Source organism: Sorangium sp. So ce375 (genome assembly GCF_051473855.1).
GTDB lineage: Bacteria > Myxococcota_A > Polyangia > Polyangiales > Polyangiaceae > Sorangium.
Map to the genome: position 1 here is coordinate 12,250,639 of NZ_CP150335.1, position 15,280 is coordinate 12,265,918.

A 15,280-nucleotide genomic window follows, 5' to 3' on the forward strand; every position below is an offset into this window, starting at 1 on the left:
GCCTGTCGGCTCGGGCAGCAAAGGAGCGCGGCCGCTAGGAGCGGAACGTATCGCCTCACGGCGATCCCGAGGAGCTTGCAGGCGCCGTACGCGCACCCGGCTCGACATGCACCGAGCCGTCGCTGTCAACCACCGTGATGTTCCCGTTCCCTTTGACATTCACATTTTTGCCGGTGGGAGCAAAGAAATACAGGATCACGAAGACCGCCAGCGTTCCTCCTGCGACGATGTACCCTTTGTTCGGAAGGTTCAATCTCAAGCTCAGGAAACCGCTCAGCGACATCGAGAACGCGGCCCCTCCGAGCGCCTGGATGGTGCGGATGGCCGGCATCATCTGCTCTTGCTGGCCGGGATCCGGCTTGACGAGGACCACGATCGCGAGCGTGAGGAGCAGAAAAGCGCAGCCCACGATGAAGCCCGCCGGGACGATCCAGCTTGGGAGAGTCCTCTCAGGATGATCCGGAGCTGGTGCCGTTCCGGTATCCGCTTGCGGCGCAGAGTCGCTCATGAACGATGCCTCCACACGACCCACGGTGATCGCGAACGGCCGGCGTCGTGTGCGCTACCGACCCGAAAGGTAGCAGAACCGAACCATTTTCCGGTGTCAAGCCCCCGGCGGACACCTGCAGGGTGTGAACGCGGCGCGTCGTGAGCCGCGCGGCGAGCGCGCTGGCGCCGAGATGGTCCGGGACGAAGACGCCTGGAGCGGCGCGGCGAGCACGAGGATCACGAGCCGGTGCAGCGCTGCGAGGCGCTCCCGTGGATCGAGGAGGCGCAGCTGCGGCGGGTGTGAGACTCGTTGTGCCGGCGGCCCTTCGGGGCAAATCAGCGCTGCAGAAACCCTGGGCCACAGCGCGCTCCCCCGGAGGAGGGTGATATCCTCAGCGAGCATCGGCCGTGCTGTCCGGGGGCTGGGCGGCTCCGGCTGGAGCGGAGACGAGCGCGAGCAAGCCTCCGATCCAGATCTGCACAAACCGCTGGTCCAATTGCACACATACCTCCTCTGGGACGAGGGTCGAACCGTCGCTGTTCGTCCTTGTCAGGAACAGGGAGCGAGCGCGGAAATCGAGCGGAGACCCCTGTGCTGACGAGAGATCAGCGCCTCCGGGATAGCCGCCCCTCGAGCGCACGGGCGTTCCGCTCTCCGCGTCCGGCCTGAGCGATTTTCCTGAGCGGGCGTGCCGTGTCCGGCGCGGCGGCCGTCCCAGCGAGCGCGGAGAGGGGACGTCGACGACAGGGACGTTGGGCGCCGGTGCGCGCAGGCGCCCTGTCCACGGCTAGCAAAGCTGTCCGTGACAGCTGCTTTGGAGCGCGACATGCCCGTTGCGGTGAACGCGCCGGATGCACCGTTGCACAGGCCCGCATCGATGTGGCCGGGCCGCGCCCGTGGTACGCCGCGTGGCTCGTCACGCTCAACGCCTGTGTGCAAGCGCCGCGTCCGAGCGCAACGTGGTCGCCTGCCGAGGGCGACGGGGTGACGAGACCACGACGTCCGAGCCAGTTTCGTGAAGGACGGGCGCGCGTCCTCCGACTCAGCTCAACTCAACTCACCTCTACTCGTAGTGGACCGACTCCGCCGCATTGCTTCTCCCCGCGCTCCGCGCCGGATAGAGCGAAGCGAAGAGGGCCACCGCCGTCGCCCCGAGCGCCGTGAACAGCCCGTACTCCGGCGGGATGTTCATCTCGACCTCGAAGGTCGACACCGTGCGCAGCGCCCCGAGCGCCGCGGAGCCCAGCGGGATCCCGAGCAGCACGGCCAGCACCCCGCCCAGCGTGCCCACCAGCGCGCCCTCCATCAGCACCATCCGCCGGACCTGCCCCGCCGTCATCCCGAGCACGCGGTGCAGCGCGAGCTCCCGGCGCCGCGCGTGCAGCGCGAGGACCATCTGGTTTGCCACGCCGATCGCCGCGAGCACCGTCGTGAAGCCGAGGATCATGTCGAAGATCACGAAGTCGCGCCCCGTCGCCTTCCGCCGGACCGCCTCGATCTCGCTCCCCGTCAGCATCCGGACGTCGCGCGCGCGCGGCACGTCGGCGAGGAGCTCGGCCCACGGCGGCGTCGCCGACCCGCCCCGCGCCGCCGCGGCGCCCGTCTCGGGATCGGCCACGGCGATCGTGTGGCCGATCGCGGTCGCGTACGGGGAGATGACCGGGAAATCGGACGCCTCGATGACCGCGTACGTGCGCAGGTTGCGGTACGCGCCGGCCGCGTGGACGTAGCCGAGCTCGTCGGTCACGCCGACGACCTCGAGGCGGCGCGTCCCGGCGCGGCCGCCCACCTCGAGCTGGTCGCCGGGGCCGACCCCGAAGCGGCGGGCCATCATCGTGGAGACGAGCGCCTTGCCCGGGCCGAAGCGGCGGGCGAGCGCGATCGACTCGGCGCGGCCCGTGGCCTCGGCGAGCGCGCGGAGCTCGTCGGCCGGCACCGCGTAGGCGACGTTGGGCCACGGGGTGCGGCTCGAGAAGCGCGCCGCGACGAGGCGCCCTGGCAGGCTCGGCAGGAGGCGCTCGGCGTGGCCGAGCGGCTCGTCCGGGTAGAGGAACGCGTAGGGCGCGATCGCGCGGCCGGCCCAGGCCGAGACCTCCTGCTTGAGCGCCGCCGTCGCGATGTGAAGCGCGAGCAGCAGGGCGAACACCATCATCACGCCGCCGACGCTCCACGCGAGCTCGTGGCCGCTGTGCTCGACCCGGCGCCGCAGGAGCAGGCGCTCCGCGGCCCAGCGGCGCGGCGCGAGGCGGACGGCGAGCGCGCCGAGGCGCGCGACGAGGTCCGGGACGAAGACGATCGCGGCGAGGAACGCCGCGCACGCGAGGCCCGCCTCGAGGACGAAGAACGCGAACAGCGGCACCGACTCCCGGAAGAACGGGCGCAGCAGGCCGTAGACGAGCACCATGAACGGCAGCGCGAGCAGCGTGACGCCGCGCATGCGCCGCCGCTGCTCGGCCCCGCCCTCGACGAAGCGCGGCCGCAGGGCGCGCGCGATGTCGAGGCGGAGCGCGTCGCGCACCGGGCGGAGGACGCCGAGCAGCGCGGTGAGGGCGCCGGTCCCGCAGACGAGCAGCATCGCGCTCCAGGGCAGGCGGATGGCGTCGAGCGGGATGCGCGCGCGCCCCGTCGTCGTGATGCCCGCCTTCGCGGCGAGGTACGCGAGCGGGATCGACCCGAGCAGGCCGAGCGCCGCGCCGCCCACGCCGAGCAGCAGGGCCTCGAGGACGAAGACCGCCGCGACCTGCGGCGGAAGCGCGCCGGCGCTGCGCAAGAGGGCGATCTCGCGGCGGCGGCGCTCGACGGCGACGTTGAAGGTGAAGAAGACGATGAGGGCGCCGACGAGGAACGCGGAGAGCGAGCCGAGGCGGATCGCGGACCGCATGATCTCGTAGTCCTCGTGGGTCTCTTCCTGGGCGTCCTCCGCGCGGATGGGCTGCCCGTCGGGGCGCAGGCCGCGCAGGGTGACGGTCTGATCGGTGAAGACGGGGAGGTCGGGGTTTGTGACGGCGCTCCTCGCCTCGACGGCGCGCGTCCCGACGTCGAGGATGAGGACGACGTTGACGGTGGCCGTGCCGAGGGCGACGCCGAGCACGGCGGCCATGGCGCCGAAGCGGTCGGCGCGCAGGTTGCGCAGGGCGAGGATCCGGACGAGCGGCTGGAAGAGGGCGCGCAGGAGGAGGAGCATTCAGATGCCGAGCTCTTTCAGCCGATCGTGGACGGCGGCCGAGGTGACGGCGGGGCCCGCGAGGGCGGCGTCGTGCAGGAGCAGGCCGTCGCGCATGAAGACGACGCGGTGGGCGCGCGCGGCGTCCTCGGCGTTGTGCGTGACGAGGAGCATGGCGCTGCCGGCGTCGCGGAGGGCGTCGGCGAGCAGCGCCATGATGCGGCGGCCGGTCGCGACGTTGACGTTGCCTGTCGGCTCGTCCGCGAGCACGAGCGCGGGGCGGCGGACGAGGGCGCGGGCGATGGAGATGAGCTGCATCTCGCCGCCGGACATCTGCGAGGGCAGGTGCTCGGCGCGGGCGCGCATGCCGACGCGATCGAGCATGCGCGACGCGGCGTCGTGGTCGGGCGCGGCGCCGTCGATGAGGTAGGGGAGGATGATGTTCTCGTAGCCGGTGAGGGTCGGGACGAGGTTGAAGAACTGGTAGACGATGCCGACGCGGCGCCGCCGCAGCAGGGTCCGCCCGTGCTCGTCGAGGGCGGCCATGTCCTCGCCGAGCACGCGGATCTCGCCGCGATCGGGCGACTCGAGGCCCGCGACGCACGAGAGCAGCGTGCTCTTGCCGACGCCGGAGGGGCCCATGATCGCGCACATCTCGCCGGGGTGGATGTCGAGGTCGACGCCGCGGAGCACCTCGATGGGGGTCGCGCCGAGGGCGTGGGACTTGTGGAGGGCGCGGACGCGGAGGACGGGCTCGTCGGGGGCAGAGGTCGAAGGGGTGCTCATGGGCGTGCGCGGTGCCGGGATCGTCGAGAGTATCGACAGGATGATACCTTCAGGGGGCTCGACGATGCGTGTCTCTCCGCTCACGGAGAGGACGTTTCATGAAGGACGGCGAGGATTCGAGCGCCGGCGCTGTTGCCAAGGTTTGTCTCCGCGGACCTGCTCTGTCGGGATGTCAGATCCGCCGGCAAGGCAAGCTTCGCGAGGGAGACGCGTGATGCCGCCGCACCGTCGACGCCGGCGGGAGCCGCAAGAGGGCCGTGCCCATGGCGATGGCTGGGGGCTTACGGCGTAGTAACCTGCTATTCCGCCCAGAGCACGGACAGTTCGAGCTCGATGGCGTCGAACGGCGCGACGCGAACGCGCGCGGCGTCGCGGTAGACGGCCGCGGGTCCCCAGCGACGATCCGCGTCGAGCACGTGGGCCTCGAGGGTCCGCGCGATGGGGTCGACCAGCCACGCATACCGCACGCCCTCGCGCGCGTAGATAGGCATCTTTTCGTCGCGGTCGAGCTTCTCCGTGGATGCGCTCAGCACCTCGCAGATCCAGTCTGGAGCGAGCGCGAAGTAGGCCGTCTTGGGCAGCTCGGACATGCGCTCGGTCCGCCAGCCGGCGAGGTCGGGCACGAGCGCGTCGATCTCACCAGGCGCCGCCGGGTCCGGGAAGTGCAGTTCGGGCTCTACCAGGATGCGCCAGCCGCCAGGGCCCCCGCGCCCGCGCCCGAACGCGCCAACGAGCTCGGTAGCCAGCTCGGTCTCTGCCTGTGCATGCCGCGGCGCCGGCCGGGGGAACACGTGCAGGGTGCCGCGGACGAGCTCCGCCACCTTGTTCGGCGGGACGGCGCCGAGGTCGGCGTACGTGGCGCGGCGCTGCTTCTCGGCGGGCTGGCCCATGGGCGAAGCCTGCCCGGGGGCGGGCGGTGAGGCAAGGCGGTGAGGAACAGGTAGGTCGAGCCCTTCGAGATCAGCGACATCAAGCCGTGCCAGGAGGCGTCCTCGCCCGGCGAGGAGCGAGCGCTCGTCGGAGAGCCGTCGATGCACGATGGCCAGCCACAACGCAGCGCGGGCGCCAAGGTATGCATGGTGCCATTCGGACCTATGGATGGTGAAGGGCGAAGCCTTATGGCGCAGGCACGGAAGGTCGTGATTGTCTATGAACTGACGAATAGGCGCGTCAGCGACCAGACGAACAGGCAACCAGCTACATCGGCTCTTGGAGGTCGAGCCGGGGCGGGTGGTGGGGGCTTTGGCCGAAGGTGGGGTCTTTTGAACCGCCAAGACGCCACAAGACGCCAAGAAAAACACAAAAATCTTGGCGTCTTGTGGCGTCTTGGCGGCTCCATCATTCCGGCAGGGTGGGGGAAGCCCCCCCCACCACCCCGGGTGTGTCTTCGCCGTGTGAGCACGAGCGGGCCGCCCTGATTGGCTCGATTTTTAAGCTTCTTCTCTGGATCCAGGGTGCATTGATGTGGTTTTTTAAGACGATTCTCTGGATGTGGCTCTCGTTTATCTAGTTACCAGAGATAAAATTCTGGATTGAGCCTGAATTTAGCTGGTAATTTGAGCTTATTCTCTAGATTTCGTCGAGTTTTGTCTTGTTTATCGGCCAGGATGTCTCGATCCCCTGGTCCCCACGCCCCCGTCGCACCGTACGGCGACAGCGCCGTCGAGCTGGTGCGTGCTGCCGGCATGAGCCGCGGGACGGTCGGGCACGGTATCCTGGGACAGACCCAGCGCGCCTGGTGATCGCAGGAGGGGACCCATGGGGGACAGCGGAAATACAGGGCTCGGCGCCCCCGAGCTCGCGTCGAACGAGGTGGTGAGGTCGGTCGCGGCGGGCGCGGCGACGCTCGCGCAGGGGGCGCACGGCGACGGCGTGCGCGCCCTGCAAGAGGCGCTCGGCGCGCTCGGCCACGCGATGAAGGCCGACGGCTCGTTCGGGCCGAAGACGCACGTCGCCATCGTGGCGTTGCAAGCGGCGGAGAGCTTGCCGCAGACGGGCATCGTCGACGCCGCGACGATCGCCGCCCTCGACAGGCGCCTCACGGCCCGGCGTTCGCAGTCGCTCGACGAGGCCATGGCCAAGGCCGCGGGGCTCAGCCCGGACGAGGTGGCGGCGCTCGGCCGCAAGCCGTCCTTGGTCCAGGCGTCCGCCGCGGCCTCGCGCCACGACCAGGGCTACTTCACGGACGCGAGCAGGCTCCCGCAGTTCGTGCCCGGGGCCGAGCCGGACCCGGACTCCCCGCCGCCCGCCGTCGACTCGGTCGGCGACAGGCCGACGACCACCGCCTCCGGCGCGCTCGCCGCCGATCGGAGCGCGCGCCTCGACGAGGTCAGGCGCGCGCTCGGGGGCGACGCGCGCGCGCTGGCCGCGCTCGGCAGGCTGCTCGCCGCGGGCCGGCTGCACGCGGGGGCGCTCCTGCCGAACCTCGCGACCATGGCGGGCGTCCGGCGCGATGGCAGGCTCATCCTCGAGGGCGGCATCGATCCGAACCTCGTGCTCGCGCAGGCGATCCGGCACGTGGACAACCCGCTGCGCATCAAGCAGGGGGCGCGCCACGGCACGTGCGGCGCGGGAACGATGGAGTACGTCCTGCTGCGCGTCGATCCGGCCGAGTTCGTGCGGCTCCTCGACGGGATCACGCGGGAGGCGGGCGAGGTGACGCTCCGCTCCGGCCGCGTGCTCAGGATGCCGCGCAACGCGATCTCGCGCGACGCCTCGGGCCGCATCGACATCGACCGGCTGTTCCAGTCCGCGCTCATGAACCACGCGACCCTGATGAGCTGGATCTTCGATTACGACAACCCCGAGGACAACGACTCGTTCTGGGCTGCTCTGGGGGGCGACTCGCGCGTCCCGCTCGGCAATTTCACGAGCCTGTTCCAGGACATCATGGGCGGCAGCTACACGAGCGTCTCGTCGCTCCTGCGCAGCGGCGCGTCCGTCGCCGACGATGTCGCCGGGGCCCTGGGGCGCGGCGAGAAGGTGCCCATTCTCCTGAAATGGGAAGGGGGCTACCACTGGGTCGCGGGCGAGAAGATCGAGCGTGGGGCCGACGGCGCGCCCGCGTCGGTCATCCTGCGCAATCCTGCGGGATCCGACAGCTGCCAGGGCATCCCGCCCCGAGCGCCGCTACCGGAGGGCTGCGGGCGGTTTCGCATGAAGTACGCCGATCTGGCGGCGCATATCCACGGCGCGACCATCCGGGGGTGAACCTCTCGACGCCGACGTCGAGCCGCTACGGAGCGCCCTTCACTTTGGCGGGGTGATTTTGGAGAACGACAAGACCTCGGTCGTCGTCAACACGCCCAAGCCTGCGCTGTCGCGCGTCCTGCCGCCGACCACGTAGAGCATGTATTTTTCTTCTTGGTTGTTGCCCTTCATCTTCCTCAAGCTCGTCGCGGGGCTATGCCTCGGGCTATTGAGCTCCGGGAGCACATAATCGTCGGAGGAGATGAACCTGGGATCTCGTTTCCGGACATCAATGATGTCGATCCGGCGGAGCGGCTGATCAGGCTGCGGACATATTCCGCCTGTACAATTCGCGTCGCCGCCGATCAGCAAGAGATACTTGTCGTCCACGTTCCGAACGCCGAACCGGGTTCGACCCACGCCAAAATTGTCATACAGCGTCCACTTGTCCTGCGCGATGTCATACACTTCCATGGAGCGGAGCGACTTGCCGATGGATGAATCGCCGCCGGATATCGCATAGATGGACGCTTCCCCTCCCCGCGCGACAGCGGCGCAGCCCAGATGCCTTCGCTCCACGTTCATGCTCGCCACCTGCTCCCATCTATTATGGGTGATCGAATAGTAACGGACGAACGAGAGGGAGCCTTCGGCGTTGGGGTCTTGCCCGCCCATGATGTAGATTCTCTTTTCGGCCTTGTCACCGCATTCGTTGCCTTGGCATATCTTCACTCCGACCGCGCAGCAATCCTCCGCGCTGATATCCGTGAGGGGTGACGTGGACAGGGGGCTGAATTTGTACGTGTTCGCGTCGAAGGAATACACCGTATCGGTGCCGGAGTCATCGCATGCAAGATAGTATTCGTCGTCGAGCTGGACGAATCCATTCGTGGTTGTGAACCACGGCTCCGCCACCTCGACATCGCGCCCTCGGTTAATCCACTGCTGCTGGGACGGCGGTTTCGTCAGGTTCAGCGTGTACACATTATGATTCATCGGCGTCGGCGGCGATGGAGGGCCGTTGCCCAGGCCGCCGAAGAGGACCAGTTCGTTCTTCTCTTCGTGGATGATCGATGTGAGATGCCGATACCCTTGACCGTTCGGCAGTACGTAGGGTTGGATCCGGAATTCGCCGTCGATCACGGCGGGCATGTCGGCATGGCCAGGAAATGCTGTTGCCGTGACGAGCGCCAGAAAGGCCGCCGGGGCCAGATTTTTGAAGAGCATAATCAGCCCACCCCATTCCTGTGGCAGGGACGAGAGGCCGAGCCTCCGGCGTCCTACCCTTCTAAGCGCTCGCAATGCGCATACCAGGAAATAAGGGTGCGCGCGAGATGTGGTCAGTGGTTCGGATATCCGCTCTCGTCGCACCGCGTGTGTCCGGACATTCGGGGGATGTGTGCGCGCGTGACACGGATTGCAACATGCTCCCGGAATGTGAGCAAACTCGCGCCCCGACGCGCGGGGCTGGCGCCGCCCCTATCAACCAGGGAACGCCCTGGTCGGCCTGCGCAACAAGCATCGCAATTGCGGTGGCACGGCGCCCCCGACGGCCTTCAATGCACCTTGTTGTGCCGAGCACGGAGGGGAGGACAAAGGGGCCCGCCCTTCGTTCTCCGCGCGCGCTCTCTCTCCACAGGGGAGTTGTCCTACCCGACATTGGCACAGAGGGACCTGCCGACGGCGGGCGCTAACCCCGCGATCCTGGGTCGGCCGGACGCTTCCGGCGGTGCCCTCGGTGCGTACCGTAGAGGCAGCGCAAGCCGACCGCTCCCCCACCCAATGCAGCCCGGACCACGTCCCCGGCGAGCAACCGGTGCCAGGTCAGTGCGCGCGCGGGCGACCAGCCATTCGCCGCGACGCTCCCGGGCGACACCACGGCAGAACCGCCGACGCCACGGGAAATCGCTCTGTGCACCCTTGCCCCCTCATCGTACCCTGGCCGCTGCGGCCATGGATCTCTACCCCTCGCTCCTTCAGATCGTAAGAATCCTCCTCTCGGAGGACGATGACGCGAAGGCTCCCGAGCTCGTGCTCCGCCGCGTCCTCGAGGCGACGGGCGCCGATCGCGGCTTCATCGTTGTCCGTGAGGACGGATCGTACCAGCAGAAGTTCGCGGTCCACTTCGACAAGGCGACGACCTCCGACAAGGAGCGCAAGTTCAGCCGCGGCCTCGTGCGGCAGGCCATCGAGACTCGGCAGATCGTTCACCTCTCCAGGGACGCCGACGAGCCGCGCTCCTCGCTCCTCAAGAGCCTCGAGGAGTCGGGCGCCTCCGCCGCGCTCGTGGCGCCCCTCGCCCACGGCGCCGACGTCTATGGAGCCGTCTACGTGGAGTACAGGACCCGCGCCGCCAGCGGCGAGGCGCTCCGCTTCGTCGCCGAGTTCGCCGAGCTCGCAGGGCTCTTCCTGAGGCGGGCCATCGAGCGCGAGGCGCTTCGCCGCCGGAACCAGAGCCTCGAGCACGACCTCTTCGCCCGCTACGATTTCGAGGGCATCGTCACCCAGGACGCCAGGATGCTCGCGCTCCTCAAGACGGTCGCGCAGGTGGCCGACTCGGACGCGACCGTGCTCGTGCGCGGGGAGACGGGCACCGGCAAAGAGCTCATCGCCCGCGCGCTCCACGTGAACAGCCCGCGGCGCGGCAAGGCCTGCGTCACGCTGCACACGTCGGCGCTGCCGGGCGCCATCCTCGAGTCGGAGCTCTTCGGCCACGTCAAAGGCGCGTTCACCGGAGCCGACCGGGACCGCGTCGGGAGGGTCGCGTCGGCGCAGGGAGGCACGCTCTTCCTCGACGAGGTCGCGGAGATCGCGCCCGACGTGCAGGCGAAGCTCCTGCGCTTCCTGCAGTTCGGAGAGATCCAGCGCGTGGGCTCCGACCGGACCGACAAGGTCGATGTCCGCGTTATCGCGGCGACGCACCAGGATCTGCCGGCGCTCGTCGAGGCAGGGAAGTTCCGGCGCGATCTGTACTTCCGGCTCAAGGTGATCGAGATCGGGATTCCACCGCTGCGCGAGCGCGCGGGCGATATCCCGCTCCTCGTCGAGCACTTCCTCCGCACCTGCTGGAAACGCCCCGGCGAGCGGCCCCGCTTCACGGAGCGCGCCGCGCGGGCGCTCCGCGAGCACGCGTATCCGGGCAACGTGCGCGAGCTCGCCCACGTGGTGGAGCGCGCGTGCATCCTGGCGGCGGGACCGGAGCTCGATGTCGATCTGCTCCCGCCCGATGTGGCTCAGCCCGCAGCCCCCGGGCCGCTGGCGCCGCGCTTCTCGCGGCTCTCCGCCGACGAGCTCGACGCGGCGCGCGAGGCGGGCGTCGCCGAGCTGGAGCGTGCGTTCCTCGTGGCGCTGATGGATCGCCACGGGGGGAACGTGTCGCAGGCAGCGCGGGAGTCCGGGTTCAACCGGACGTACCTGCAGAAGCTGCTGGCGAAGCACCGGGTGGCCGGAGCAGGCGGCCGGCGCCCTGCCTTCGATGGGTGACGTCGGGAGCTCCTCCCCGAGCGCTGCCCCCGCTTCACCGCGCGCCGCCGTGCGCCGCGAGCCACTCGTTCGCCGTCGTGAGCGCTCGCTTCGCGTACTCCCCCTCTTCGGCCGCATAGGCGTCGCGCGCCAGCGTCGCGAGCTTCATCGCCCGCGTCCGGTCCCGCGCCGAGCCCCAGAGCGCCCGGGCCGCGTGGAAGCGCGTATCCGCGAGCTCGATGGGAGAGACGCCCTCGCTCTTCTCCGCATAGATGGCGAGCGCCCGCTCGGCGAACGGGCGCGCCTTTCCCGGCTCGCCCATGTCGTCGTAGGCGCTCGCGATCCCGGTGAGCATCGATGCGACGGCGTGCGAGCTCGGGCCCACGGCCTTCTCCTGGATCGCCGCGGCGCGCTCGAGGCGCACCAGGCCCTCGGAATACCTCTTCTGCGCGACGAGCGCGCTCCCGAGGTTGCCGAGCGAGGAGGCCACGCTCGCGTGATCGGGGCCGAGCGCCTTCTCACGGATCGCGAGCGACCGTTCGTAATAAGGCGTCGCCTCGGCGAACTTCTGCTGCATCTCAAGGACGGCCCCGATGTTGTTCAGGGATGACGCCACGTCGGGGTGATCGGGGCCGAGCGCCTTCTCCCGGATGGCGAGCACCCGCTCGTGAGCGCGCCTGGCCGCGTCGGTCTCTCCGAGCATGACGAGCGCGTTGCCCAGGTTGTTGACGGAGGCCGCAAGGAACGGGTGATCGGGGCCGAGCGCCCTCTCCTGAATGGCAATGGCGCGCTCGATCCGGGGCAACGCATCTCGGTATTTGCCCTGGGTGTTGAAGAGGCGACCCAGGCTGTTGAGCGTGAGCGCGACGCTCGGATGAGAGGGGCCCAGCGTCTCCTCTCGGACGGCGAGCGCTCGAGTGGTTGCGCGCTCCGCGTCGTCGAACCTCTCGAGGTGGAGGAGGGCGGTGCCCAGGCGGCTCCACGCCGCCCCGACCTCGGGATGGCTCGGGCCGAGGGCCTTTTCGAAGCCCGCCAGGGCGCGCTCGATGTGCTGCGCTGCCTCGCCGTACTTCCCCTGCTCGTCGAGGACGCTGCCCAGCGTGGCGAGCAGCCGCGCGCTCGCCAGCGCGTCGCCCCCGGTCCGCTCGACCGCGCCCTCGGCCGCCAGCTGCAGCGCGAGCGCGTCGGCGTGCCGGCCTTGAAGATAGCCCACCACGTAGATGAGCTGGGGCCACGCCTCCGCCGCGAGGGCGTCGTCCCTGGCCCGCGCCGCCGCGCGCAGCGCCTCGCGGAGCGCCGCCTCCGCGGCCGGGGCGTCGTGCGCGTCCCGCGCCGCGCGCCCGAGCATCAAGAGCGCCTCGGCCTCGATCGAGGCATGGTCCGCCGCGCGGGCCTCGTCGGCGATCGGCCGCGCGAGCGCGAGCGCCTGGCCGAACTTGCCGGCCTCGTCGAGGGCCCTGACCTCGGCAAGGCGACCTCGCAGGGCGTCGATGCGGGCCCGCGCCGCGGCGTCCACGGGCGGCGGGACCGCCGCGGTCAGCGCGCCCGCGTCCGCGCAGCCCGCGAGGCCTGGGAGTGCGAGCGACGCCTCGATCGATCGATCGAGCACCTCGGCGTCCGCGCCGTGCGCGAAGAGCGCCGTGAGCGCCCGCATCTCCTGGCGGCGGCGCTCGAGGCACACCGTCCGGAGATCGAGCAGCCCGGCCGACTGGTCGCCCCTCACGTGCGTCGCCTCGCACGAGTCCGCGTACATCGCGACCCACGCGCGCGCTCGCTCATCCAGCGCCTTCTCCACGCGCCGGTACATGTCCTCCGCGTATGGCCGCCCGGTGCCGACGAACGCTGCCCGCACCTTGGCCATCGTCGCCTCGTCCCAGACACCCGCGAGCCTCGCCTCGCCGCCCTTGCAGAGCCGGTCCGGCGGCTGACGCGCGAACGCGAACACGAGCAGGCCCGCGACCGCGAGCCCCGACGCCGCGACGAGCCCGCGCCTCCACGCCGCCGCCGGATCCTTCGAGAGATCGGCGATCAGCGCGTCCATGTCGGGATATCGAGCGTCCCTGTCGACGGAGAGCCCGCGATCGAGGCAGCGGCGGATCCGCGCCGGCATCTCGGCCCCTCGCGGCGGCTGCCGCACGCGCCCGAGCGCGACGTTCTCGCGCAGCTCGTCGTAGGTCTCGCCCGCGAACGGGCGCTCGCCCGCGAGCGCCTCCCACAGCGACACGCAGAACGAATACTGATCGGCCCGCGCATCCGCCGCCTCTCGCCGGTGCTGCTCCGGCGCCATGTAGACCGGCGTCCCAAGGAACGAGCCCGAGCGCGTGAGCGCGACATCGATCCTCGCCTCTGAGCGGCCGCCGCCGGCCTCGCCCTCCGCGAGCCCCGCGAGCCCGAAATCGGTGACGCGCACGCGGCCGTCGGCGCCGACAAGCACGTTGTCGGGCTTGAAATCGCGGTGCACGAGGCCCGCGTTGTGCACCTGCGATAGCCCCTTGCCCGCCTGGAGGAACGCCGCCAGGACCTCCGCGACGGGCCGCCGCTCCTCCTCGCAGAACGCGCGCAGCGTCCGGCCCTCGACGTGCTCCATCACCACGCGCACCTGCCCGTCCGAGACGTCGACCTCGTGCACCGTGACGACGTTGGGGTGCTTGATCCTCGCCATGGCCTGCGCCTCGCGGACGAGCCGCGCGAGCGCGTTCGACGCGCCCGATCGCCCCAGCACCTCGGGCCGCAGCACCTTGATCGCCACGTCGCGGCCGAGCACGTGATCGCGCGCCCGCACCACAACGCCCATGCCGCCCTCGCCGAGGCGATCGACCACCTCGAACCGGCCGAGCTTCGTGCCAGGGCGCAGATTGAGCGACACCTCGGCCCCGGGCAGCGCCGGAGGCACGGGCACGCCGCCGTCCGGGACGACGATCGTGCTCGCGAGCGGATCGATCGGGAGGCTCGAGGAAGCGTGTTCGTCGCGAGATGTGGAACGGCTCGACGGGAGTTCCTCGGCGGTCGCGGAGCGCGATTGCGGCTCGTCCGAGAGCGGCGCGTCGCAGCGGGTGCAGCGTGGGTTGAACGGAGAGTTCTCCGCGCTGCACCCTGGGCAGACGATCGCGCTTTCCCCCAGACTCACAGGACGCTTTCTAGCATGCCCTGTGGTCTCCCGCGTCGCCCTCCCTTGGCCTCCGGAGCGCTCCCCACCGTTAGAGGAGATGGGTCCTGGGACCTCTTCGCGGCGGCGAGGGAGGCGCGAGCGAAGGAGGGGAGCCGCTCCGGGCGCGGCCCCTCGAGGGAAAGGCGATTACCAGCAGGTCGGCTGACCCTGGCAGCAACCGGGCTCCCCGGGCTCGCAGGTCTGCTCGTCGCACTCCGCCATGCAGGCATCGCGCTCGGCGGCGCACGATTCGTAGTCTTCGCCCCACTGGAGGCAGAGCATGTAGAACTTGGCGCACTGGCCCTTGCAGTTGAGCAATTCCTGGCCCGTCTCGCCCACCTCGCCGTCGGGAGACGGCTCCTCGGCGACCTCGACCTGACAGCCGAACAGGGTGAAGCTCGCCAGCAGCGACGCGAGAAGGACGGACATGGATTGCTTTGTAAAGCGAGTGAACATTCGACTCTCCTCGATGGTGACCGGACAGGTGAAACAGCGATGTCTCTGAGAACGACAGGCGCTCACGGCGAGCGGCCCTTGCTGCGAAGTCGCCAGCGGCCCCCGCTCCCTGCGAGCTACGCGCTCGCGGAAGGGCCGGCGCGGGCCGCGCTCGACGGCCCTTCGCGGCGGTCATTCGCAACGGCAGCGAGGCGGAGGCCCCAGGGTACACACGAGCTTCTCACCGGGCAGGCAGATGGGCGCGGCGAGCGGCATCACCTCGGTGTGGATCTCGGCGGCAGCCTCGACCACCGCGCCTTCGCTCGATCCGGGCGTGGCGGGGTCGGCAGCGCCGACGTGCGCGACCGGCAGCAAGAACGCGGCGAAGAACAGGTGCTTCATGGTCAGCTCCTTCGGGTTGTTGGTCGTCTCGGCGCCGGCGAGCCGCCCTCTGCGCGTCGACCCACGCGCCACGTGCCTGGCTCGGTGGTTGAATCGACGTCGAATTCGCGTTGAAGCGGCGTCGTCGGCGAGAGACGAAGCGTGCGGCGAGAGGCTTCGCAACCGACATGCCACGGCGAGCGGGCCGGGCGTCCGCCGCCGAGCT

General features: G+C 70.1%; 10 protein-coding genes. 2 read left to right on the forward strand and 8 right to left on the reverse strand.

Going from position 1 to position 15,280, the window contains the following annotated elements:
* Nucleotides 1-55: 55 nt before the first annotated feature.
* The 4 genes from WME90_RS45520 to WME90_RS45535 all read right to left on the reverse strand — a co-directional run bounded on the left by WME90_RS45520 (nt 56) and on the right by WME90_RS45535 (nt 5,329).
* The gene (locus WME90_RS45520; RefSeq protein WP_437278366.1) at nt 56-508 is read right to left on the reverse strand and encodes a hypothetical protein; all 453 of its coding nucleotides are present in this window, start codon (nt 506-508) and stop codon (nt 56-58) included.
* Nucleotides 509-1,553: 1,045 nt separating this feature from the next.
* Nucleotides 1,554-3,674 (reverse strand): FtsX-like permease family protein, encoded by a 2,121-nt coding sequence (locus tag WME90_RS45525; protein WP_437278367.1) that lies wholly within the window; start codon nt 3,672-3,674, stop codon nt 1,554-1,556.
* A complete protein-coding gene (locus WME90_RS45530; RefSeq protein WP_437278368.1) occupies nt 3,675-4,439 on the reverse strand; it encodes an ABC transporter ATP-binding protein in 765 nt (254 codons plus the stop codon).
* A 299-nt stretch (nt 4,440-4,738) separates the two neighbouring features.
* Nucleotides 4,739-5,329: a Uma2 family endonuclease gene (locus WME90_RS45535; RefSeq protein ID WP_437283748.1), complete on the reverse strand. Its 591-nt coding sequence runs from the start codon at nt 5,327-5,329 to the stop codon at nt 4,739-4,741.
* Nucleotides 5,330-6,197: 868 nt separating this feature from the next.
* Here WME90_RS45535 and WME90_RS45540 point away from each other — a divergent pair.
* On the forward strand, nt 6,198-7,649 hold the full coding sequence (locus WME90_RS45540; protein WP_437278369.1) for a peptidoglycan-binding domain-containing protein: 1,452 nt from the start codon (nt 6,198-6,200) through the stop codon (nt 7,647-7,649).
* Between the two features lie 39 nt (nt 7,650-7,688).
* Here the strand turns inward: WME90_RS45540 and WME90_RS45545 are convergent, their stop codons facing one another.
* Nucleotides 7,689-8,855 (reverse strand): hypothetical protein, encoded by a 1,167-nt coding sequence (locus tag WME90_RS45545; RefSeq protein ID WP_437278370.1) that lies wholly within the window; start codon nt 8,853-8,855, stop codon nt 7,689-7,691.
* A gap of 726 nt (nt 8,856-9,581) precedes the next feature.
* Here WME90_RS45545 and WME90_RS45550 point away from each other — a divergent pair.
* Nucleotides 9,582-11,111 carry a sigma-54-dependent Fis family transcriptional regulator gene (locus WME90_RS45550; protein WP_437278371.1) on the forward strand — a complete coding sequence of 510 codons (1,530 nt, stop codon included), beginning with the start codon at nt 9,582-9,584 and terminating at the stop codon, nt 11,109-11,111.
* A gap of 34 nt (nt 11,112-11,145) precedes the next feature.
* On the opposite strand, the gene WME90_RS45555 is transcribed toward WME90_RS45550, so the two are convergent.
* The 3 genes from WME90_RS45555 to WME90_RS45565 form a co-directional block, all read right to left on the reverse strand.
* Nucleotides 11,146-14,217: a tetratricopeptide repeat protein gene (locus tag WME90_RS45555; RefSeq protein WP_437278372.1), complete on the reverse strand. Its 3,072-nt coding sequence runs from the start codon at nt 14,215-14,217 to the stop codon at nt 11,146-11,148.
* 168 nt (nt 14,218-14,385) lie between these two features.
* The gene (locus tag WME90_RS45560; RefSeq protein WP_437278373.1) at nt 14,386-14,667 is read right to left on the reverse strand and encodes a hypothetical protein; all 282 of its coding nucleotides are present in this window, start codon (nt 14,665-14,667) and stop codon (nt 14,386-14,388) included.
* Nucleotides 14,668-14,865: 198 nt separating this feature from the next.
* Complete coding sequence (locus tag WME90_RS45565; RefSeq protein WP_437278374.1) at nt 14,866-15,147, reverse strand: hypothetical protein; 282 nt, start codon at nt 15,145-15,147, stop codon at nt 14,866-14,868.
* Between the last annotated feature and the right edge of the window lie 133 nt (nt 15,148-15,280).

Bases quoted from the DNA above. Each gene is read 5' to 3' on its own strand.
- WME90_RS45520 (WP_437278366.1), bottom strand. From the start codon at position 508: ATGAGCGACTCTGCGCCGCAAGCGGATACCGGAACGGCACCAGCTCCG.
- WME90_RS45525 (WP_437278367.1), bottom strand. From the start codon at position 3,674: ATGCTCCTCCTCCTGCGCGCCCTCTTCCAGCCGCTCGTCCGGATCCTC.
- WME90_RS45530 (WP_437278368.1), bottom strand. From the start codon at position 4,439: ATGAGCACCCCTTCGACCTCTGCCCCCGACGAGCCCGTCCTCCGCGTC.
- WME90_RS45535 (WP_437283748.1), bottom strand. From the start codon at position 5,329: ATGGGCCAGCCCGCCGAGAAGCAGCGCCGCGCCACGTACGCCGACCTC.
- WME90_RS45540 (WP_437278369.1), top strand. From the start codon at position 6,198: ATGGGGGACAGCGGAAATACAGGGCTCGGCGCCCCCGAGCTCGCGTCG.
- WME90_RS45545 (WP_437278370.1), bottom strand. From the start codon at position 8,855: ATGCTCTTCAAAAATCTGGCCCCGGCGGCCTTTCTGGCGCTCGTCACG.
- WME90_RS45550 (WP_437278371.1), top strand. From the start codon at position 9,582: ATGGATCTCTACCCCTCGCTCCTTCAGATCGTAAGAATCCTCCTCTCG.
- WME90_RS45560 (WP_437278373.1), bottom strand. From the start codon at position 14,667: ATGTCCGTCCTTCTCGCGTCGCTGCTGGCGAGCTTCACCCTGTTCGGC.